The 19,772-nt window shown below is 71.3% G+C and carries 17 protein-coding genes; 7 read left to right on the forward strand and 10 right to left on the reverse strand.

Annotation, left to right across the window (positions count from 1 at the left end; all coding sequences use genetic code 11):
• Together JYK02_RS12805 and JYK02_RS12810 are read left to right on the forward strand one after the other, a co-directional pair.
• Complete coding sequence (locus JYK02_RS12805) at nucleotides 1–1,314, forward strand: Dyp-type peroxidase (protein ID WP_207051213.1); 1,314 nt, start codon at nucleotides 1–3, stop codon at nucleotides 1,312–1,314.
• Nucleotides 1,311–2,738 (forward strand): dihydrolipoyl dehydrogenase family protein, encoded by a 1,428-nt coding sequence (locus JYK02_RS12810; protein ID WP_207051214.1) that lies wholly within the window; start codon nucleotides 1,311–1,313, stop codon nucleotides 2,736–2,738. The genes JYK02_RS12805 and JYK02_RS12810 overlap by 4 nt, the downstream gene beginning before the upstream one ends.
• Before the next feature lies 1 nt (nucleotide 2,739).
• On the opposite strand, the gene JYK02_RS12815 is transcribed toward JYK02_RS12810, so the two are convergent.
• From JYK02_RS12815 to JYK02_RS12825, 3 genes are read right to left on the reverse strand one after another with little or no spacing between them, the layout of a single operon-like run.
• The gene (locus JYK02_RS12815; RefSeq protein WP_207051215.1) at nucleotides 2,740–3,114 is read right to left on the reverse strand and encodes a VOC family protein; all 375 of its coding nucleotides are present in this window, start codon (nucleotides 3,112–3,114) and stop codon (nucleotides 2,740–2,742) included.
• Nucleotides 3,115–3,163: 49 nt separating this feature from the next.
• Complete coding sequence (locus JYK02_RS12820; protein ID WP_207051216.1) at nucleotides 3,164–3,856, reverse strand: helix-turn-helix transcriptional regulator; 693 nt, start codon at nucleotides 3,854–3,856, stop codon at nucleotides 3,164–3,166.
• Nucleotides 3,857–3,899: 43 nt separating this feature from the next.
• On the reverse strand, nucleotides 3,900–4,505 hold the full coding sequence (locus JYK02_RS12825; protein WP_207051217.1) for a glutathione S-transferase family protein: 606 nt from the start codon (nucleotides 4,503–4,505) through the stop codon (nucleotides 3,900–3,902).
• Between the two features lie 104 nt (nucleotides 4,506–4,609).
• Here JYK02_RS12825 and JYK02_RS12830 point away from each other — a divergent pair, with 104 nt between their 5' ends.
• Nucleotides 4,610–5,503, forward strand: coding sequence for a LysR family transcriptional regulator (locus tag JYK02_RS12830; protein ID WP_207051218.1), 894 nt, complete (start codon nucleotides 4,610–4,612; stop codon nucleotides 5,501–5,503).
• A gap of 3 nt (nucleotides 5,504–5,506) precedes the next feature.
• Here the strand turns inward: JYK02_RS12830 and JYK02_RS12835 are convergent, their stop codons facing one another.
• The 4 genes from JYK02_RS12835 to JYK02_RS12850 form a co-directional block, all read right to left on the reverse strand.
• On the reverse strand, nucleotides 5,507–6,646 hold the full coding sequence (locus JYK02_RS12835; RefSeq protein ID WP_207051219.1) for a serine hydrolase: 1,140 nt from the start codon (nucleotides 6,644–6,646) through the stop codon (nucleotides 5,507–5,509).
• A gap of 122 nt (nucleotides 6,647–6,768) precedes the next feature.
• Nucleotides 6,769–7,569 (reverse strand): LytR/AlgR family response regulator transcription factor, encoded by an 801-nt coding sequence (locus JYK02_RS12840; RefSeq protein ID WP_207051220.1) that lies wholly within the window; start codon nucleotides 7,567–7,569, stop codon nucleotides 6,769–6,771.
• Nucleotides 7,566–8,708: a histidine kinase gene (locus JYK02_RS12845; protein ID WP_207051221.1), complete on the reverse strand. Its 1,143-nt coding sequence runs from the start codon at nucleotides 8,706–8,708 to the stop codon at nucleotides 7,566–7,568. The genes JYK02_RS12840 and JYK02_RS12845 overlap by 4 nt, the downstream gene beginning before the upstream one ends.
• An 83-nt stretch (nucleotides 8,709–8,791) precedes the next feature.
• Nucleotides 8,792–9,790, reverse strand: a complete 999-nt coding sequence (locus tag JYK02_RS12850; protein ID WP_347402478.1) for a GlxA family transcriptional regulator — start codon at nucleotides 9,788–9,790, stop codon at nucleotides 8,792–8,794.
• A 75-nt stretch (nucleotides 9,791–9,865) separates the two neighbouring features.
• Here JYK02_RS12850 and JYK02_RS12855 point away from each other — a divergent pair, with 75 nt between their 5' ends.
• Entirely contained in the window at nucleotides 9,866–10,693 is an 828-nt protein-coding gene (locus JYK02_RS12855; RefSeq protein WP_207051222.1) for a dienelactone hydrolase family protein, read from the forward strand.
• A 51-nt stretch (nucleotides 10,694–10,744) separates the two neighbouring features.
• Nucleotides 10,745–11,992 carry a hypothetical protein gene (locus JYK02_RS12860; protein ID WP_207051223.1) on the forward strand — a complete coding sequence of 416 codons (1,248 nt, stop codon included), beginning with the start codon at nucleotides 10,745–10,747 and terminating at the stop codon, nucleotides 11,990–11,992.
• Here the strand turns inward: JYK02_RS12860 and JYK02_RS12865 are convergent.
• The 3 genes from JYK02_RS12865 to JYK02_RS12875 all read right to left on the reverse strand — a co-directional run bounded on the left by JYK02_RS12865 (nucleotide 11,989) and on the right by JYK02_RS12875 (nucleotide 17,193).
• Complete coding sequence (locus JYK02_RS12865; RefSeq protein WP_207051224.1) at nucleotides 11,989–14,097, reverse strand: WD40 repeat domain-containing protein; 2,109 nt, start codon at nucleotides 14,095–14,097, stop codon at nucleotides 11,989–11,991. The two genes, JYK02_RS12860 and JYK02_RS12865, sit on opposite strands and share 4 nt — an antisense overlap.
• A gap of 197 nt (nucleotides 14,098–14,294) precedes the next feature.
• Complete coding sequence (locus JYK02_RS12870) at nucleotides 14,295–14,711, reverse strand: hypothetical protein (protein ID WP_207051225.1); 417 nt, start codon at nucleotides 14,709–14,711, stop codon at nucleotides 14,295–14,297.
• A gap of 22 nt (nucleotides 14,712–14,733) precedes the next feature.
• Nucleotides 14,734–17,193 (reverse strand): RCC1 domain-containing protein, encoded by a 2,460-nt coding sequence (locus tag JYK02_RS12875; protein ID WP_242588928.1) that lies wholly within the window; start codon nucleotides 17,191–17,193, stop codon nucleotides 14,734–14,736.
• Between the two features lie 236 nt (nucleotides 17,194–17,429).
• Here JYK02_RS12875 and JYK02_RS12880 point away from each other — a divergent pair, with 236 nt between their 5' ends.
• The gene (locus tag JYK02_RS12880) at nucleotides 17,430–18,326 is read left to right on the forward strand and encodes a hypothetical protein (protein ID WP_207051226.1); all 897 of its coding nucleotides are present in this window, start codon (nucleotides 17,430–17,432) and stop codon (nucleotides 18,324–18,326) included.
• 11 nt (nucleotides 18,327–18,337) lie between these two features.
• On the forward strand, nucleotides 18,338–19,678 hold the full coding sequence (locus JYK02_RS12885) for a hypothetical protein (RefSeq protein ID WP_207051227.1): 1,341 nt from the start codon (nucleotides 18,338–18,340) through the stop codon (nucleotides 19,676–19,678).
• The last annotated feature ends 94 nt before the right edge of the window (nucleotides 19,679–19,772 follow it).

Raw genomic sequence — 19,772 nt, forward strand, 5'->3', positions numbered from 1 at the left:
ATGCTCGAACTGGACGACATCCAGAGCGGCGTGCTGCGGCCCCGGCCATCTCCGTACGTCGCGACGTACATCCTCCTGCGCATCGATGAGCGGAGCGCGGGACGGGAGTTGATGCGGCGGCTCGGCGCGGCGGTGACCCCGGCCAGCGATCCCGGCAGCGCGGCCGCCGACCCCGGGCTCGGCGTCGCGCTCACGTATCACGGGCTCGAGGCGCTGGGCGTTCCGCGGGACTCCCTGGACAGCTTCGCGTGGGAGTTCCGGCAGGGCATGGCCGCCCGGGCGAAGACCCTGGGCGACGACGGTGAGAGCAGCCCCGAACACTGGGAACCACCCCTGGGAACGAGCGAGGTCCACGTCGTATTGACGGCGCTTTCGCCCAATCAGGCCCGGCTCGAAGCCGCGCTGGACCGCGCGCACACGGCCCTGCGGGCGCTTGGCGGCATCACGGCCCTGTGGCGTCAGGACTGCCACGCCCTGAGCACGGGCAAGGAGCCGTTCGGGTTCAGGGACGGCATCAGCCATCCGGCCATCGAGGGGAGCGGCATTCCCGGGAGCAATCCCCATGAGGCGCCGCTCAAGCCAGGCGAATTCGTCCTCGGCTACCCGGATGAGACGGGCGGCATCTCCCCGATGCCCCGGCCCGACGTCCTGGGGCGCAATGGAACCTACGTCGCCTTCCGCAAGCTTCATCAGCGCGTGGCCGCGTTCAGGCAGTACCTGAAGGACGCCGCGAGCAGCCCGGAGGACGAGGAGGTCCTGGCGGCGAAGATGATGGGGAGGTGGCGGAGCGGCGCGCCGCTGGCGCTGTGCCCCCACCACGACGTTCCCGGCCTGGGCGCCGATGCGTCGCGAAACAATGACTTCCACTATTCCGATGACCCGACCGGATACAAGACACCTCCCGCGTCGCATATCCGGCGAGCGAATCCCCGCGACGCGTCGGTCGCTGGCGTGGTCAGGCTCCACCGGATGATCCGGCGCGGGACGGCCTACGGCCCCGAGCTGCCCGACGGCGTCCTCGAGGACGATGGCGTCGACCGGGGGTTGATGTTCGCCTTCATCGGCGCGCACCTCGGACGGCAGTTCGAGTTCGTGCAAGCGGAGTGGGTCAACGGCGGTGAGTTCCTGGGGCTGGGCGATGCGAAGGACCCCATCGCTGGCGCGCACGACGGGGCGGGCGACTTCTCCTTCCCGAAGCGGCCCATCCCCAGGCGGCTGCAGGGCCTTTCGCGGTTCGTGGTCACGCGCGGAGGCGAGTACTGCTTCATGCCCGGGTTGCGCGCGTTGCGGTGGCTGGCGGAGCTCCAGACATGAACGATTCAATCCCCATGGATGTGGTGGTCATCGGTGCCGGACCCGCGGGACTGCTCGCGGCGCTCCGCGCTGGCGACCTGGGTGCCCGGACCGCCCTGGTCACCCGCGACGAGTTCGGCGGCATGGCGGCCCACGACGGACCGGTTCCGGTGCGGACGCTGGCGCAGGCGGCGCGGCTGCTCCGCGACGCCCGGCAACTGGGGCGCTATGGCATCGCGGTGACAGAGCCCGTGCTGGACTACGAGCGGCTGCTCGAGCGCGTGCGCGAAGTGTCCGGCGACGTTCGCACCCACGCGGCCCTGCGCGAGCAGATCGCCGCGGCGGGGGTCACCGTGCACGAGCACGCCGGCGCCGCGCGCTTCACGGACCCGTACACGCTCGAGACCGGGCGTGGGCTCCGGTTTCGAGCGGAGAAGTTCATCCTCTGCTCCGGCGGCGTGAGCCGGCGCCTCCCCATCCCGGGATTCGAGCTCACGAAGACCCACAGCGATGCGTGGAGCCTGACCGCCGTTCCACCGACGATGCTGGTCGTCGGCGGTGGCGCCACGGGCGTCCAGGTGGCGTCGGTCTTCAATGACTTCGGCACACGGGTGCAGCTCTTCGAGGCGGGAGCACGCATCCTGCCCACCGAGGACGAAGACGTGGCCGCCGCCGTCGCGGAGTCCTTCCGTCAGGCCGGCATGGAGGTGCGCGAGGACTTCGGCAGGATTGAACGCTTCGAAGCGACGCCAGGGGGCGTGCGGATGGTCTTCTCCAAGGATGGTGTGCAGGACAGCGCCGAGGCCGCGCTCGTCGTCGCCGCCGTGGGCTGGATGGCGGACACCTCCGCGCTCAACCTCGCGGCCGCGGGCGTCGAGACCGACCCGCGAGGCTTCGTTCGCGTCGATGCCCAGCTGCGCACCTCCACGCCGCACATCTTCGCCGCCGGAGACGTGACGGGGCGCATGATGCTGGTCCCCCAGGCATTGCAGGACGGGTTCGTGGCGGGCTCCAACGCGGCACGGGCACCGATGATCTCCGTCACGGACGAGGTGAGTCCCATGGGCAGCTTCACCGATCCCGAGTATGCGCAAGCGGGCCTGACCGAAGCGAAGGCACGTCAAACCCACGACGTCGTCGTGGCGGTGGTGCCCTTCGACTCGACGACGCGGACCCTCATCGATGGTCGAACGACCGGGTTCTGCAAGCTCATCGTCGACCGCGCCACGCGGACCATCCTCGGCTGCCACGTGGTGGGAGAGCGCGCGGTCGACCTGGTCCAGACCGCGGCGATCGCCATCGAGGCGGGGATGCGCGTGGAACAACTGGCTCGCATTCCCCTCTCGTTTCCCACCTATACCGGCGTCCTGGGTCGTGCGGCGGCCATCGCGGCCCGCCAGCTCCAGGTCGACGTGGAGCGGTCCCACCTCGCGGAGCTGCTCTGACTCAGCGCGGCCGTTCGGCCAGCACGAGCGGCCGCAGCCGGTGCCCGTCGGGGTCCTCCACCACGAACGTGAACCCGAATGGCATGTCCGTGGGCTGCTGCAACACCTTCAGCCCCAGCCCGGTCCAGGCCTCATAGGTCTGGAGCACCGCCTCCCGGCTCGTCTCGCTGAAGGCGAGTTCGATGCCTCCGGGTGTGACGGGCCTGGGCTCGATGTCATTCGCGGCCCACAGCCCGACCTTGATGCCGTTGGGCAGGACGTACAGGACGAACGTCTCCGAGTTCTCCACGGGCTCGCGGCCCAGGAGCTGGGTGTAGAGCCGGGCGCTCTCTCGCGGGCTGCGGACGGGGAGCAGCAGGTAGTTCAAGGTTCGCATCGGATGTTCCTCCTGGCTGGGGACACCCGAGAGGTAGCGCCTGCGTGTGTCAGTTCCTGGCAGTGGCCGGCTTCTTCTGCCGCTTCCGCCACTCCTCCACGAGGGTGTGCCGCCTGCCTGGATAGCGGGCGTCGGAGGGCTCGGCGCTGGCGATGCGGTCGACGCGGAATGCGCGGAAGTCCTCGCGCAGCTCGCACCAGGCGGCCAGGACCATCACCCGGTCGAAGAAGCCGATGACGAGCGGCCAGACCGTGCGCCGGGTCGCGGCTCCGGCTTCGTTCCGGTACGTGAGCGTGACCTTGCGCTCCGCGCGGATGGCCTCGCGGATGACGGAGAGGTCGACCGTGGCGGGCGCTTCCAGGACCGGCACCGTCAGCATCACGTCGTCCACCTGGTCTCGCATCGCGGTGGGCAGCACCGCGCGGATCTTCGCGACCACGTCCTCGGCGGCGGTCCGCAGGCGCGAGTCGCCGCGCGCGGCCACCCACCGTGCGCCGAGCACGACGGCTTCAATCTCCTCCACGGAGAACATCATCGGCGGCAGCGTGAACCCCGGCCGCAGCACGTAGCCGAGCCCGGGCTCGCCCTGGATCTCCGCCCCCTGCTCCTGAAGCAGCGCGATGTCGCGATACAGCGTGCGGATGGAGATGCCGAGCGCCTTGGAGAGCTCCTGACCGCTGACCGGCGTGCGCCGGCGACGCAGGATCTGCATGAGCTCCAGCAAGCGGGATGCGCGCGGCATGGCGCCATGCTGCCCGCGACCGGTGCGCACGGGAAGCCTTCGCTCACCCGGTCACGGCCCTGCGCACCGCGGGACGCAGGCTGTGACGCCGGACGTACGCCACCAGCTCCGGATGGCCGCCCAGCAGCATCAGCGTGTTCGCGAGGTGGAGGATGGAGGCCATCACCACGTCGGCGGCGGTGAACGTCTGGCCCACCAGGACCTCACGGCCCCCGAGCCCCTTCTGGATGACGTCGAGCACGGCCGTGAGCCGCGCCCTGTGCTTCTCGACCGCCGCGTCCGAGGGCTCGCGCTCCGCGGGCGCCTGCATGTCCCGGTGGAACACCATCACCACGGGGTCGAGGCTCAGCTCGGCGAAGGCCATCCAGCCGTAATAGGCAGCGCGCTCCGCGGACCCCACCGGTGGTGCCAGGTGCTTCTCCGGGAAGCGGTCGGCCAGATGGAGACAGATGGCCAGGGACTCCAGCAGCGTGACGTCTCCGTCCACCAGGGCGGGCAGCTCGCCCAGGGGGTTCACCGCCAGATAGGCGGGCGCGGTGTTCTCCTGCCGGGCGAGGTCCAACCTCACCAGCTCGTAGGGCACTCCGAGTTCTTCCAACAACCAGCGGGGACGGACCGCTCGGGTCCTGGGGGCGAAGTAGAGCTTCATGTGGGGCACTCCTGGATGTCGCGGGAGACAACAAGATGCGGCGGTCGGAGTGCCCGGACAATGCGGCCCCCGTCGAACTCATTGTCAGGCTAGGCTTGACGGTCATGATTCCTCCCGCTGACATGGTCCTCTTCGCGGTGGTCGTCCGGGAGGAGAGCTTCACCCGGGCGGCGCTCAAGCTCGGCATCACCAAGCAGACCGTCAGCGAGCGCATCCGCCAACTGGAAGAGCGCCTGGGCGTGCGACTCCTGGAGCGGACCACGCGCCGTCTGCGGGTCACCGGCGCCGGGGTGATGTACTCCGAGCGCTGTGCCGCCATCGCCGCGCTCATCGACGAGGCGAACAGCGAGGTGCAGCAGGGACAGGCGGACCCCACCGGCCTGCTGCGGGTCTCCGCGCCCGTGCTCTACGGCCGCCGGTACCTCACCCCCGTGATCTCGAAGTACCTCGCCCGCTATCCCCAGGCGCGGGTGGAGCTGGTGCTGGCGGACCGCCGGCCCCACCTCATCGAGGAGGGCTTCGACGTCGCCATCCACATCGGCCCGCTCAATGACTCATCGCTCGTGGCGCGGAAGCTGGGAGAGGGCGCGGTCCGCTTCGTGGCCAGTCCGCGCTTCCTGTCGAAGCACGGGACGCCGGATGCCCGGGGGCTCGGCTCCGCGCGCTGCATCGGCTTCAGCGCGTTCGAGACGTGGGAGGCCGAGGGCGTGAAGTCCCGGATCGATCCGGTCCTGATGGTGAATGACAGCGAGCTCGCGTGCGAGGCGGCCATCGCCGGGGTCGGCATCGCGCGGGTGCCGGACATCGTCTGCCAGGAGGCCGTCCGCGATGGCCGGCTCAAGGTCCTCTTCGGGCCCAAGCCCGCCGCGATGCGGCCCATCCACGTCGTCTATCCCAGCCGGCGGAACCTGCCGCACAAGGTCCGCCTCTTCGTGGATGCGCTGGCGACGCTGGCCGAACTGCCTCCTCCGAAGCCTCGCGGCCGGAAGCGGAAGTGAGCCTCACTTCGTGACAGGCATGAAGAGCTCTCCCAGCTGCGCGGCCTGCTCCTCGGCGAAGTCCGCGTAGGTGTTGCCCAGCAGGGCCACGACGAGCTGGGAGTCCGGGAAGAGCATCAGCATGGCGCGTCCCCCTTCGATGGCGCCCCGGTGGTGGAAGATGCGCCGCCCCTGGGCGGAGACACCCACCCGCCAGCCCATGCCCACGCCCGTCTCCTTGCCGGACTTCAGCTTCCGCGGCGTGAAGAGGAGGGCCAGTGTCTCCTTGCGCAGGAAGCCGGGCTGGAGGTGCGCGGAGCCGAAGAGGACCAGGTCCTCGGCGGTGGAGAGGAACCCGCCACCGGGCCACTTGTAGCTGTTGTCCACGTGGGCGGCGTGCTGATGGCTTCCCTCCGGGCCGTTCGCGTAGAAGCGCGTGCGGTGGGGCACCAGTTGATGCGGGTGGTCCGCCCCGGTGTGGCGCATGCCCAGCGGTTCGAAGACGGCGCGCTGCATGTAGCGGAGGAACTCCTCGTGAGCGGCGCCTTCCACCACCGCGCCCACCAGGTTGAAGCCATAGCTGGAGTAGGCGTAGGCCGTGCCGGGCTCGGACAGCAGCGGGTCGTCCCGGAAGAGCTCCAGGCCCTGCGTGACGCTCGTGAAGTGCTTCGCCTCCTTGAAGACGGCTTCATCCCGGTCCAGGTAGTGGCGGATGCCCGCCAGGTGTCCGGTGAGCTGTCTTGTGGTGATGGGCCAGGGCTTCACGGGGAATGACGGCACGTACTGCTGGATGGGAGCGTCCAGGTTCAGGCGCCCCTCCTCCACCAGCCGCGCCACGCCCGCGGTGGTGAGCACCTTGGACACGCTGCCCACGCGGAAGCGCGTCAACGGCGTGACGGGAAGGCCCTGCTCCAGGTCCGCGAAGCCAAAGCCCTCCGACCAGACAATCCGGCCGCGATGCGCGACGGCCACGGAGAGGCCCGGCAACTGGAAGTCCTTGAGCAGCTTCTGTGCGAAGGCGCGTGCCTGCTGGACCTGTGCTTCATGGCGGGAGGAGACCGGGGGGAGCGGATACGACCCGGCGTGCGCGGCGGGCAGCGCGAGCAGCGTGCCCAGGAACAGGGAGCACGCGAACCGCCGGATGGATACGGACGAGAGGAGCACGGAGCATTCCTTGGAAGCGGAGCCGGAATGCAACGTGCCCGCGCGCGCGTCACACGGGGAAAGTGTTCAGCCAGTGGGACCCGGGGCGCGGCGAAGCGGTGCCCGCGCGCCGCGAACGGGCTTCAGCGCAGGTGCTGGAACTTCTCACGGTGGCTGCGGGCGACGCGCAGCTCCGCGCCGGAGGTGAGCACCACCACCAGGTCCCTGCGCCCCTCGCTGCGCAGCTCCCGGATGCGGCGCGCGTTGACGATGGCCGAGCGGTGGATGCGCATGAAGCGCTCCGGCTCCAGGCGCGCCTCCAGGCTCTGCATCGTCTCGCGGTGGAGGTACGCCTTCCCGCCCGCGTGGATCTGCACGTAGTAGTCGGCCGCCTCGATGTATTCGATTTCGTCCACGTCCAGGAACACCACGCGGCCCGCGTCGCGGATGGCCAGCCGCCGCACCCACGGGTCAGGCGTGGCGGGAGTTGGCGCGGGCGTGGCGTCGCGCTCGCCGTAGGTGGAGAGCACGGACATCAGCCGTTGGCCGAGGTCGGACATCCTCGCCAGGCGGATCTGCGCCTTCGCGCGGCCGATGGCGTCGTGGAAGCGGTCGTCGCGGAAGGGCTTGAGCAGGTAGTCGAGCGCGTGGATGTCGAAGGCGCGCAGCGCGTACTGGTCATACGCGGTGACGAAGATGACGGCGGGGACTTCCGAGGGGTTCAGCCGGGCCAGCACCTCGAAGCCGTTGAGCTCCGGCATCTGCACGTCCAGCAGGACCAGGTCCGGCCGCTGCTCGCGGATGAGGCGCACGGCCTCCGGGCCGTTGCCAGCCTCGCCCACCACGCGGACCTCGGAGTCCGTGGCCAGCAGCAGGCGCAGGCCCTCGCGGGCCAGGGGCTCGTCATCCACGACGAGCGTGCGGATGGCGGCGGCCGCGTTCATGCCCCGACCGCCTCCGCCGGAGTGGCGGCCTGGAAGGGCAGCTCCAGCCGGGCGCGCACGCCGCCTCCCTCCCGGTTCTCCAGCGTGAAGACGTGGCGGTCGCCGTAGAGCGGGTGCAAACGGGCGCGCACGTTGGCCACGCCGATGCGGCCGTCCTGGCGGTCCCAGCCGGGCGCGAGCCCCGGGCCGTCGTCGAGCACCTCCAGCACCAGCCGCGCGCCCTCACGCGAGGCGCGCAGCTCCACGCGGCCCGCGCCGGAGCGGGTGGCGATGCCGTGCTTGATGGCGTTCTCCACCAGCGGCTGGAGGATGAGGCTGGGCACGAGCGCCCCCAGCGTCGCGGGGTCGATGGCGCGGATCACCTGGAGCCGGTCCTGGAAGCGGGTCTGCTCGATGTCGAGGTAGCGCTCCAGGAAGTCCACGTCCTCGTGGAAGGGAACGAGCTGGCGGCCCGTGGTGTGGAGGGCCATGCGCAAAAGCTCGCTGACGCCCGTGAGCATGCGGATGGAGCCGGCGGTGTCCTGCTTGCGCACCAGCACGGAGATGGCGTTGAGCGTGTTGAAGAGGAAGTGCGGGTGGAGCTGGGCGCGCAGGACGTCCAGCTGCGCGTGCGCCAGTCGCGTCTCCAGTTGGGCCTGGACCAGCTCTCCCTCACGGTAGCGGCGGTGGTAGTCCACGGCGTAGCCGATGGCGAGGATGCCGCCGTAGATGAGCAGGGACAGGACGCTGTACTTCGCCATCATCAAGGGCAGCATCCGTCCCCAGGAGGCATCGAGGAGCCACGTCTCTCCCGCGGCCCGGGCGGCGAAGAAGATGAGGCTCACGTAGGGGACCATCACCGCGACCAGGCCTGCCAGGAGGACCGCGAGGCTCCGGGGCCAGACGCGTCGCTCCAGGCGGAAGCGCTGTCCGAGCGCGAGGACGAACGGCGTGGCCAGCGCCCAGTACTGCCATTGCGGCACCTGCACCAGCAGCGCCCGGCCCAGTGGATAGCCCGGCTCCCGGGCCTGCGCGTACACCCAGGTGTGGAGCGCGGTGACGACGCCCGGCACGGCATAGGCCAGCATCAGCAGCGGCAGGCGGCGCAGCAGGGGCAGCAGCACGGACGGCGCCTGCGCGGAGGGAGCGGTGGTTTCCACGGCGCGTGGAGTCTACGCCCGAACCGGCGCCCCTTCCGGGCGGGTGCAGCCAAAGGGCTCCGGGGTGCAGCGAACGGGCCGGCTCAGCGCTTCCGGGCGCCCGCGGGTGCCCTTCCCCGGGGAGTCTCACCGGCGTACCGGCGATACACGCGGCGGAACGCGGCCGCATCGGCGTAGCCCACCCGTGCGGAGACCTCCTCGACGGACTCGCGCGTCGTCTCCAGGAGGTGGGAGGCGTGAGCCATGCGGACCCGCTGCACGAATTCGAGCGGCGTCATGCCGAGGCCTGCCTGGACCCGCCGGGCGAGCGTCCGCGTGGAGGTGGCGGCGGCGTGGGCCAGCTCATCGAGCGACAGCTGCCGGCCGAGGTTCGCGGCGACGAAGCGCTCGACCGCGCTCAGCGCCGGATCCGAGACGCGCAGGTGCTCCATGACCATGTACCGGGCCTGGGAAGCGCGCTCATCGAGCACGAGGTAGCGCGCCACCAGGTGCGCCAGTGACGGGCTGGCGACTCGCGCGACGAGGGCCAGCATCAGGTCCGCGTGCGCGAAGGCCGAGCCCGCCGTGAGGACGCCCTCGCTTTCCACGACCATCCGGTCCGCGCGGACGGTGACCTGCGGGAAGCGGCGCACGAACGCGGGCACGAGCCACCAGGTCGTCGTCGCGCTCCGTCCCGTCAGCAGTCCCGACGCGGCGAGGACGAAGGTCGCCGAGCACGACGCCGCGACCACCGCCCCTTTCGCCGCCGCCCGGGCCAGCAGCTCGGCGCCGCGCGCGGCATCGTCGCGGGAGAGCAGGTGCCCGACGGCGCGCTCGGTGGCGGCGGAGAGCCCCGGCACCACCAGCACGTCTCCCGCCTTCACGCCGCGAAGGCTGAGCGCGCCGTCCACGGACACGGGGCGCCCCGTGCCGGAGCGGACAGGACGGCCATCCAGGGACACCACCCGCTGACGCAGCGGCTTCGCCTGACGGAGCCCCGGGACGAGGCCCGCCTCCGCGAGCCGCGCCGCCGTGCCGACCACGTCGAGCCCCACGCCCAGCGGGCCCTCGGCTACGCCATCCAGGACGACATGCGTGATCACCCTGGCAAGACTAGACCGAAGAGTGTCAATCCCGCCACTGGCCGTGGAGAGGGCTTCTTCTGCATCTTCCAGGGCATGCGCGCTTCCACTCCCGACTCCACCGCCGACGACCCGCTCGATGACTTCGAGCGGCGGTCCATCACCCTCCGCTCGGCCATGCGGACGGTCTACGTCACCGGCCGCGGCCCCGCGGTCATCGTCATGGCCGAGATGCCCGGCATCAGCCCCCACGTCGCGCGCTTCGCGCGATGGGTGCGTGACGCCGGCTTCACGGTCTACATGCCGTCGCTGTTCGGGAAGGACGGGGCCTACCCTCAAGCGGAGGCAGGGCTCGCCGTGATGAAGCGCGCCTGCGTGAGCGCGGAGTTCCGCGCGTTCGCGGCGAACGAATCCAGCCCCGTGACGCAGTGGCTGCGGGAGCTGGCCCGGCTGGCGCACGCGGAATGCGGAGGCCCTGGCGTCGGCGCCATCGGCATGTGCTTCACGGGCAACTTCGCGCTCAGCATGATGCTCGAGCCCTCGGTGCTGGCGCCTGTCCTGTGCCAGCCCTCGCTGCCACTCGACGACACGGGGGCCATCCAGATTGCCCCGGAGGAAGCAGCGGCCGTGAAGGAGCGGCTCGAGCGCGAGGACCTGACGGTGCTCGCGTACCGCTTCGAGGGGGACCGCTACTGCCCGGCGCAGCGCTTCGCGGCCTACACCCAGGCGCTGGGGCCGCGCTTCGTCCCGAAGGTGCTGCCCGCTTCGGCCGCGAACCCTACACCTCCGCCCTTCTTCGCGAAGGTCGTCGGCGGAGCCCACAGCGTCGTGACGGCCCACCTCATCGACGCGGCCGGAGAGCCGACGCTCGCGGCGCGCGATGAAATCCTGGCCTTCTTCGCGCGGAGGCTCCATCCGGGGTGAGTCCCCGGAGGCCGCACCCAGGGCCGGGCCGCGCTACATTGCCGGCCGCGCATGCCGTCCTGGTCCCGCCTCCTCCGCCGCTCCCCTGCCCTCGCGCTGGCCGTGCTGCTCTCCAGCCGGGCCGCGCTCGCGGACAACCCGCCGCTGACCAGCTCGAACTACGCCATCGACGTGTTCCAGGGCCCGGTGCTGGCGCCGGTGCGGGTGTCGGGTCTCGCCGGCGCGTACGCCCCCATCGCGGAGGGCGTGGAAGGCATCGCCGTCAACACGGCCGCTCCCGCCGTGCGCTCGCTCTATTCGAGCGAGCACGTCGACTACGACCTGTCGCTGGGCTTCACGTTCCCCAGCTCCGTGCGCAACACCGACTTCGACAACAACGGCTCGGTGGGCTTCACCTTCAAGGACTTCGTCTTCCCGCAGCTTGGAGGCCTCATCCAATGGGGCCCCTGGGGCTTCGGCGGCCTCGCGTCCATCCAGACCTATACGCTGGGCCAGGACGCGAACGGGCAGACGCTGCTCCTGAACACCAGCCGCTTCCAGCTCCAGCTCGCGCGCACGTTCCTCGACGGTGAGCTGTCGGCCGGAGTCGGCCTGCGCGCGGTGTCCCTCACCCTCGACTCCGACGCGGCTCCGGAGGCAGGCCTCGCGTCCATGCTCGGCGGCAACCTCGAGGCCGGAGCCCTCTGGACTCCCATGGCCCTGCCGCTGCGCGCGGCCCTGACGTTCCGCGCCCCCGTCCAGGGCCGGCTCACGCCCGACAGTCCGGCCGCCGCCGACGCGGAGGGCAACGTGAAGGTCGCCGACCTCTACCTGCCCTCCACCATCAAGCTCCCCTGGGAGGTGGAAGCGGGCATCGCCTGGCAGTTCGGCGGCCGCCCCCTCCAGATGCCGTGGGGACCGGACCGCGCCGAGCGCTACCGGGCCCTGCCGCGCGAGAAGCTGCTGCTGACGGGCTCGGTGCTCATCAGCGGCGCATCTTCAAACGCCATCGGCTTCGAGTCGTTCCTCTCGCAGCAGTTGGAGCGCTCCGGACGCCGGCTCGTCATCTCCCCGCGCGTCGGCGCGGAGTGGGAGCCCCTGGAGAACCGGCTCCAACTGCGCGCGGGCAGCTACCTGGAGCCCAGCCGCTTCGACTCCATTGGCCCCCGGCTGCATGGCACCGCGGGCGCGGAGCTGCGGCTGTTCAGCTGGTCCGTCTTCGGCCTGATGTCGCCCGGCACGTCATGGCGCATCAGCGGCTTCGCCGACGTGTCCCGCCTCTACTTCGGCTGGGGCTTCGGCGTGGGCACCTGGCACTAACCCTCCGTCGTCTCCAGCGGCACCGCCGGTCCAATCCAGAGGATGTCCCGGAAGGACAGGAGCCGTTCGCGGTACGAGCCGATGGGCGCGCGCGGGTGGAGGAGGATTCCCTCGTCGGTGACTTCGAGCAGGGCCCCGAGCGCGTACCACGTCCCGTACTGCGTCTGGCGCAGCATCACGCCCTGGCCGAGATACTTCTTGAGATTGTCGCGGTTGATGGCGGGGCCGTGCGTGAACACGGGCTCGGCCCGGTAGTGATCCAGCGGCCACGTGGGCGCGTTGTATTGCTTCAGGAAGCCCCACTTCGCGTGCCGGGCGTCTCTCGCGGCCAGCGTCTCGCCCTCGGGCACGGGGACGTGGCGCTCCTCGAATGGGGCCTCCGCCGGAGGCGTGACGGGCCAGGGGGCCGCGTCCTCCCAGCGCGCGTGCCGGGTCCCCACGGCCCAGCGCCAGGGCCAGGCATGGCGCCCCGCCACCGAGAACATCAGCCGGGGCTCCAGCTTCTCCCGCGAGCCCGGGGGACACACCACGGCGCCGTCCTGCTGCACCCGCGTGAAGTCCCAGCCGCGCGCGGTCGGGATGAAGCGTGCGTCTTCGTCCGGCCAGGGGTTCCAGTCGCTCGGGGGCGGCACGCGGCCCGGCTCCAGCTCCAACGAGGTCTGGAAGCGCAGCAGTCCGGTGTTCACGTCCCAGAAGGCGATGTCGTGGTGCCCCGTCCCCACGAGCGTGTCGTCCGCGCCCCAGGCCAGTCCGTCGATGCCGCGCACGCCTTCGATCTTCCGAAGCAGCCTGGCCGAGGCCCCCACCTTCCACAGCTCGATGGTGCCGCCTCCCTCGCGCAGCAGGCATGCGCCCATGGAGCCATCCGGAGACCAGGCCCAGCGGCCCAGGTCGCCGCTGCGGGAAGCCGGCCCGAACGAGCGGCGCTTCAGGTCCACGTGGCACAGGAGCTTGCCGGACTCGAAGATGAGGACCTGGGGGAACTCGTAGCCGTTGATGAGCACGGCCAGGCGCTGGCCGTCGCGCGACCAGACGTACTCCTCGATCGCGTGGATGCGCACCTTGGTGTGCTGGCCCAGGTCGGCCACCGTCTGGCCCGTGTGTCCATCCGCGAGCCGGGGCGGCTCCTTGCCATAGGCAAGGCCGGCGCCGTCCGGTGAGAACGCCACGGGCAGCTTCAGCTCATCGAAGCGGTACGCGAGGTCGCCGCTCCGCAGGTCGATGACGGAGGCGGACGGATGGGGCTCCTGGGACGAGGCGGCGCCCGGCTCGAGCACGAACTCGTCCTTGCAATAGCCATGGATGCGGGAGCCATCCGGGCTCCACCGCACCCAGGTGTGCGGGCGCGACCTGGAGGGCTGTCCGCCCAGCCGGGCCGGGCACCAGCGCAGCCCTTCACTGTCCTCGTCGACCCGGGTCCCCTCCTTGAACGGGACGACGCAGCCCAGCGCACCGTCGGGGCCGAGGGTGGAGATGAACAGGCGGGTTTCATCCGGAGACCAGCACCACGCGGGCAGGTGCCCCGTGTTCGCCACGTGCGCGGGGTTGCTCACCGACCACGCCGGGGGCGAGCCCCAGCGCCGGGTGACGTCGGCGGTGAAGGACGGCAGCGTTCCGGCGAAGGCCCGCAGCACGCCGACGACGACCTGATTCAGGATGACGCCGAGCCACTCGCCCGACGGAGACCACTGGAGGCAGGAGGGCTCCCGCGTCGAACCGACGAGCGTCGTCTCGAACCCGACCGCGTCGACCACGCGCCCGGTCGCCAGCTCCCAGATGCGCACGTCCCCACCGTGGGACTCCTCGAGGCGGTTGCTCGCGATGGCGAGGTGGCGTCCATCCGGGCTGAGCGCGAAGCAGCGCTGCATGCCGATGTAGCGCGGGGTCTCCACGAGCCGCGCGCCCGTGGCCAGGAGCTTGTCGGAGAAGCGCCGGTGGACGTCCGTGATGCCCTGCTCGCGCTCGAGCCGCAGGAGCCGCTCCCGCAGGGGTGGAAGGTCCCGGCTGGCCACGAAGGCGCCGAAGTCGGCCTGCTCCACCAGCGTTTCGAGCTCGGCGTCGGAGCAATGGACCAACTGGGAGAGGTTCGCGAAGGGGCCGGTCATCCCCGCCAGGATACCCGCCTCGGGGCCAACATGCGCGAGGCGCGGTCCACCCTCCCGGGGGTCAATCGCCCGCGTCCTCCGCCGTGAAGCACAGCGCCTGGATCCGCGCCTCGAGCTCGGGTGCCACCCGGACGCGCGGCTCGAACCAGTTGGCGTACATGGAGACCTCCCGTGTCGGCCGGGGAAGCGGCTCCGCGTCACGCACGTCGACGCGGAGCACCTCCTCGAACCGTGACTCGAGGACGCCGAACATCCCGGCCCTCAGCACGGGGAGAGGCGTCCTCCCTGCCGATGAACGGGCCCGTCTCCTGGACGAACAACGGGCGCCCCTCCTCCGCCACGCCGTTCACGGCCACCCACTCCGTGGAGCACCCATCCTCCGTGGAGCAGGCCCACAGGGGCACGAGCGTCAGCTTCACCGTGACGGGCCCGGCGAGCGACCGCTCGGCGAGCGCCAGGCAGCGGTCGTGGTCCAGGCGCCCCGCGAGCATCGGTCTCGCCGGTGCGGCCTTGCGGACGAACTCCGCCCACTCGCCCCGCTGGCACGCCTGGAGCGCCGCGGAGGCCTGCATCCACTCTCCGCCCAAAATCCGCTGCGCGATCTCGATGCTCATGTCGGCTCCGCTCATTCGCGGCCTACGGCAGCGTCACAGGGAGGGGACGGGGACTGTTCGCCGCCTCTCCGTTGCCCAGCTGGCCCACGAGATTGCTACCCCATGACCAGACGGTGCCGTCCTTGGCCACGGCGAGGGTGTGCTTGGCACCCGCCGAGAGTGCCCGGACGCCGAGGAGCGCGACGACCAGCCCGCGCGACTGACCCTGGGCGTCCGCGCCCAGCCCCAGCTGTCCGGAGGCGTTCCAGCCAAAGGTGACGAGCGGAGCGCCGTCCAGCGCGGCCAGCGAGTGGTAATCCCCCGCGGCGATGCGCTCGATGTCCGAAAGCCCCAGGACCTTCTCCGGTGACGTGCGCTCAAGGACAAGCAGGTCGCCATGCTGCCCGGCCGAATTGCTCCCCCAGGCCCAGACGGTGCCGTCCTCACGCAGGGCCAGCGAGTGGTACCGGCCCGCGGCCACGGCGATGATGCTCGCCAGTCCCGGGACCTGCGCCGCCACGTCACGCCGGGTGTGCGTTCCATCCCCGAGCTGGCCCTGGCTGTTGTCCCCCAGGGCCCAGACGGTGCCGTTCTGACGCAGGGCCAGCGTGTGGTAGCCACCCGCCGCGATGGCGGTCACCTGCGTCAGCCCCGCCACCTGCACCGGCGTGGTCTGCCTGAGGGCCGCCGCGGCCCCCAGCTGCCCGCCGTCGTTGCGCCCCCAGCCCCACACCGTGCCGTCCTGACGCAGGGCCAGCGAATACCCGGAGGACGCGGCCACGGCCGAGACACCGGTCAGCGACGCGACGGCGGTGGGCTTGGACGTCCCGAACCCGGTCAACTCGCTCCCCAGCTGCCCATCGCCATTGAATCCCCAGGCCATGACGGAGCCATCGTCGAGCACCACCAGCGAATGGGACGTGCCCGCGGCGACGCCCCGGACCCCGGCCAGTCCCGGCACCTGGACCGGTGCCGGGCTGGCGCTGCGGTCTTCCGAGAGCCCCAGAACGCCCGCGCCGTTGCTCCCCCAGCCCCAGACGGTGCCATCCGCCCGCAGGGCCAGGGAATGGGACGGGCCCGCGGCCACGGTCGACACCTCCGTCAGCCCCAGCACCCGCACGGGCGCGCTGCGATTCGCGGCGTCCGGATCGCTTGCGAGCTGGGCCAGCCGGTTGTCGCCCCAGGCCCGCAGGCTTCCGTCCGCGAGCACGGCCAGGACATGCTCACTGCCCGCCGCCACGGCCCTCACGTCCGCGAGCCCCGGCACCAACTCCGGAGTCACCCGGCGCGTGTACTTCCCATCCCCCAACTGGCCGAAGGTGTTGACGCCCCAGGTGCGGACGGTGCCGTCCTCCATCAGGGCCACCGCCAGGCGGCTCCCCAGCGACAGGGCACTCACACGGTTCAACCCGGGCACCCGGTCCGGAAGGCTCCAGTTCAACCGGTCCTCGGGCCCCAGGGTGGCGTACCCGGCCGTGCCCCACGAGGACACCCCGCCGTCGGCGTGCAGGACGAACGACAGGCCATTGCCCGCGCTGACGGAGACGACCTCCTTCACCCCGGGCACCGGGACAGGGACACGGCTGCCGGACGCGCTGGCCCGTCCATCCCCGAACTCACCGTAGGTGTTGCTCCCCCACGCCCGGAGCGTTCCATCCGGAAGCAGGGCCAGGGCGTGGTCCCAGCCCATGGCCACGGCGGTGACACGGGGCAGGCCGTGCACCTGCACGGGCGTGAGCCGGTCCTCGGTCGTCCCGTCCCCGAGCTGTCCCGCGCCGTTGCGTCCCCACGCCCAGACGGTGCCGTCCTTGCGCAGGGCCAGCGTGGCGTAGAGGCTGGCGGAGATGGCGATGATGTCCCTCAGCCCCTCCACCTGCGCCGGCACGCCGCGCGCGGTGAACGTGCCATCCCCCAGCTGGCCGTAGTTGTTGGCGCCCCAGGCCCAGACGGTGCCGTCCCTTCGCAGGGCCAGGGAGTGGAGGACGCCGGAGGCCACGGCCTGGACGTCCGTCAGCCCCGGCACCTTCCGGGGCACGGCGGCGCGCTCATCGCCGAGGGCGCCGAACGAGCCCCACTCCCAGACCGTGCCGTCAGGGCGCGCGACCACGGAGTAGGTGCCGCCCGAGGCGATGGACGGCAGGGCCGGGCACGCGACGACGGACACCGGGAAGGTGCGCAGGGTGGCGGGCGCCACGCCATTGGTGATGGTCACCGTCACCTTGACGCGCGTCCCGGCGGGCAGGCACTCCGGGCCCTTCCAGCTCACGTCGCTGGCCGTCGCGGTGCTCTGCGCCGGCTCGAGGACGCCCGCGCTGGCCTCCCAGCTGAAGCCCAGGCTCCGCTGCGCGTCATCCGTCGCGGCGACGTGGAACGTCACCGTCTCGCTCGCCAGCACGTTGATGGCGGACTGCGTGCTCTCGACGAGCTTGGGGGACGGGGCCTCCGGCGGGGGGGCCGGGTCGGAGCCACAGCCCATCCCCAGGAGCGCCACCACGGCCAGCATCACGAGGTTGAAACAAGGGCGACCCCAGGGGTGCCAGGAGGAAAAGCCAGTCAGTCGGTTCATGCAGGGTCCGCGTGGAGAACAGGGAACGCGGGGCGTTTATCACGGATGGCTCGGGGTCGAAGCTGACCGCGAGCCCCAGCCCGATAGTCTTTGGGGGCCCCGAGCAAACACTGGCGGACTGTTTACAGCCGGACACGTCATCACTACGCTGCCGCGCGATGCCGCATGCGCGAGTGATTGGCTTTTTCGTGCTGGCGGCGGTCCTTGCGTTGCCTGGGATTGCCCACGCGCAGACCGTTGTCGGCCTCTACCCCATCCAGGGAAAACTCGAACCCGGTCCGCGTGCGGACGCGGAAGGGCTCATCGTGTCCGGAGTCCGCGCCAGTGAGCGGCGCTTCGGCGCGTTCATCCTGCGGGGACCCGTGCCGCTGAAGGCGTCGTGCGACCCCACGCCGACGACGGAGTGCCTGGCGGGGCTGAACCGGGGAGGCGCGACCCTCTTCGCGGAAGGGGCCATGGGGGCGGACGGCGTGGTCACCGTCACCCTGACGGCCATCCGCGGAGCGCAGCGGACGCGCCCCATTTCGTTCCGCTTCATCCCGGGCTTCCTGGACCTGCGGCCGGCGCACTTCGCCGTCGACCAGTTGGAGAAGGCCTTCGCGGAGCTGGGCACGCCCCTCGCGGACAGCGCGGCGCCCAGGACGGAGGCCCCCGTGGCGCAGGCCCCCGTCGCGGACGCGGCTCCCAGCGAAGCGGACCCGGTGTCGCTCACCTCCGGGTCGCCCTATGAGGACGACGCGCCGGCCCCCACGTCCTCCGGGTGGATGCGCAAGACGGGCATCTACGCGTCCATTGGCGGCGCGGTGCTGGTGGGCGCGGGCGGCGTCTTCGGGCTGCGCAGCCGCAGCCTGAACAACGACCTGTCCACCCGCTACACGGAGGGCCGCCTGGTGCCGGGGGACCGCTCGAGGTTCGACCGGGCGAAGACGTCCAGCACGCTGGCGAACACGCTGATGATTGGCGGCGGCGTCATCGCGCTCACCGGGCTCACCTTCTGGGGCCTGTCGGCCGTGTCGTTCGACTCGGATGGCCGCGGCGGCGGCAAGCTCAACGTGGGGGGACGCTTTTGATTCGCGCATTCATGGTGTGGGGAGCGGTGCTGTTCCTGGCGTCGTGCTCGAGCACGGTGGAGGGACTGTGCGAGGACGACTCGGACTGTCTGGCGGGCCTGAGCTGCCAGGGCGGCGTCTGCGTCGGGTGCGGCGGCGACGACCAGTGCAAGGCCTGGCAGGCCTGCACGGCGGACCGGCGGTGCGAGCTGCGCGAGGGCATGTGCGAGAAGAGCGCGCAGTGCAAGTCGTGGGAGACGTGCGGGGCCAACAACACCTGCGTCGTCGCGTCGGGCGCGTGCGCGACCGCGGCGGACTGCAAGGCCCACGAGAGCTGCGACGAGGCGGCGAAGCGCTGCGTGCTCCAGGAGGGCCGGTGCAACACCGCCGATGACTGCAACGAGGGCGCCCTCTGGACGTCCGCGTGCGGGGCCGACAACCAGTGCCACACGGAAGAGGCGTCCGGGAACGACGTGCTCATCTGGGGCACGCTCATGGAGGGCATCTGCGGCTACGACGCGATCTCCAGCGTCCTGACGCCCTTGCGCGTGCAGGTGGGCTTCGGCTGCTACACCACCAGCGTCTACGACGACGCGGTGGTCTCCCCCAACGGCCGCGTCTACTACGTCGACCGGGCCGCGGACCCGCAGCGCGTGAAGATCTTCAACCCGGATCCCTTCAAGGTCGAAGGTGGAAAGCGCACGTACCCGCCCCAGGCCACCGACAACGACACCAAGCTGCCGGCCCCGGGCTGCAAGGCGGACCAGGACCTCGGGACCTTCGTGCTCCAGGCGGGAACCGGCGCCATCGCCTACAGCTGCAACCTCGCCGGCACCGACACCACGTACTACGACACCAACGGGGCGGTCGTGGCGGCCGGCTACGAGCTGCTGGCGTGGAACGCCGACAACCACCTGCTCGCGCAGACCGGCGGCTTCAAGCTGTTCGTGCTGACGCCGGACCGGACGCCGCTCCCGGTGACGGGGCTGCCGAGCGGCTGGGCCTTCCGCGACGCGCGCGCGACCACGGCGGGCTTCTGGCTGGCCATCTCCCTGTCGGGGACCGACTTCCAGCTGTGGCGCGTCGGCCACGACGGCGTGGCGACCCTCCAGGGGAACTACGGCGCGCTCCCGCAGGGCGTCACCGGGTACTCGGCGGGCGTGCTGGACCGCTCGGGCGCCCTGTACGTGGAAGGGACCTTGCGGGATGCCACGGGCGACCTCGTCGACATCGTCGTCCAGCGGCCGCCCGACGGCACCACGGCCACCATCGTGTACTCCGAGGCCAACGCCCCGGAGAAGGTGAACTACGCGGCGGACTACAAGGTGCTCTTCAACTTCATGCACATCTCGTATCTCTTCGCGGGCCCCTGACGCGCGTGCCCGCCCCGGAGTCCATCGGCGCTGTCGCACGGGGACTCCGGGCCGGCTGGCTCTGCACCGGCCTCCTGCTGGCCGCGTGCAGGGC

This window comes from Corallococcus macrosporus (assembly GCF_017302985.1).
GTDB classification, from domain to species: domain Bacteria; phylum Myxococcota; class Myxococcia; order Myxococcales; family Myxococcaceae; genus Corallococcus; species Corallococcus macrosporus_A.